Source organism: Mesorhizobium sp. M0408, assembly GCF_040321495.1.
GTDB lineage: Bacteria > Pseudomonadota > Alphaproteobacteria > Rhizobiales > Rhizobiaceae > Mesorhizobium.
In genome coordinates this window covers 1-1,145 of record NZ_JAMYRO010000076.1, presented here as the reverse complement: position 1 = coordinate 1,145, position 1,145 = coordinate 1, and the positions used below count along the sequence as shown (strand labels likewise).

Sequence of the window (1,145 nt, the reverse complement as noted above, 5' to 3'; positions counted from 1 at the left end):
AAAGTTAAAAAACGGGTCTGGGTATTCTTTGCTGAAGGACAGCGTTCCCTGCCCCATCCCCACTACCGAAAAAGATGCGCACCGCGCCGCTCCTTCAAACCCGACATTACCCATGAGACGGCGGCGTTCAACCACGATCGTACCGGCAAAAGGTTTGTGTTGGCGCTATACCCCGGCGTTGTTGCACAAATGACACGATTTGGCCTCACTCCGAAAGCTCCCGTTAACCAACAGCCCTTCGCAAGCCGCTGCAAACCGCGGATTCCGGCGATGGTCGGCCCGAAATGTGACCATGGCCCGAGTCGCGAGCAAGGGAATTGCCGCAGAATCGCCACATCGCTGGGCGGCGCTTTGGCGAAGGGTCGATTTTTCAAGGATAATAGCGCCAGCTTGTTGATTGTGCCGGCGCTTTTCTTTATCCACCGGCGCAACGGAGAGGTGGCCGAGTGGTCGAAGGCGCTCCCCTGCTAAGGGAGTAGAGGTCAAAAGCTTCTCGTGGGTTCGAATCCCATCCTCTCCGCCACCCTACGCCCTGCGGGCTTCGGGTGGCAGGCCATCCTGCTTCGCGCTGCGCGCTTCGCAGGACAAGTCCAGCGAATCCCTCTCCGCGCGAAGCAGGATGCCCTCCGAAGCCGTAGCGAAGGAGGGCCGCTAGCCCCGAAAACCCCCGCTGCCGCTTCGCAGGACAAGTCCAGCGAATCCCCTCTCCGCGCGAAGCGGGATGCCCTCCGAAGCCGTAGCGAAGGAGGATGCACTCCAATGCGTTGGCGAGGGAGGGCCGGTTCGTGTGGTATGTATATCTGCTGGAAAGCAAGACTGCGGAAGGCGAGCGCTATATCGGTGTGACCTCGGACCTGAAGCGACGGATCGCCGAGCATAACGCCGGAAAATCCAGCCATACCTCAAAATTCCTGCCATGGCGGATCGTGACCTGCATCGCCTTCTCGAACCAAGCCAAAGCGACATCATTCGAGCGTTATCTCAAATCCGGTTCCGGGCATGCTTTTGCCAGCAAACGCCTCTGGTGACCATCTGCCGCTCCTCACGTGATCGTGCAAAAATCAACGGTTTTCCCAAATAATAACGCAATCTCAGCTACTTACGACAGAAACACACGGCGCCAATTCCGCTCTTTCGTTCGATTC

The 1,145-nt window shown here is 58.1% G+C and carries 2 protein-coding genes and 1 tRNA gene; all 3 read left to right on the top strand.

Annotation, left to right across the window (positions count from 1 at the left end):
• A partial coding sequence (locus NKI67_RS33765; RefSeq protein WP_352649172.1) for a hypothetical protein occupies positions 1-471 on the top strand: 471 nt, incomplete at its 5' end.
• Positions 433-523 (top strand) — tRNA-Ser (locus NKI67_RS33760). The genes NKI67_RS33765 and NKI67_RS33760, both read left to right, overlap by 39 nt.
• 262 nt (positions 524-785) lie before the next feature.
• Complete coding sequence (locus NKI67_RS33755) at positions 786-1,028, top strand: GIY-YIG nuclease family protein (RefSeq protein WP_023677785.1); 243 nt, start codon at positions 786-788, stop codon at positions 1,026-1,028.
• The last annotated feature ends 117 nt before the right edge of the window (positions 1,029-1,145 follow it).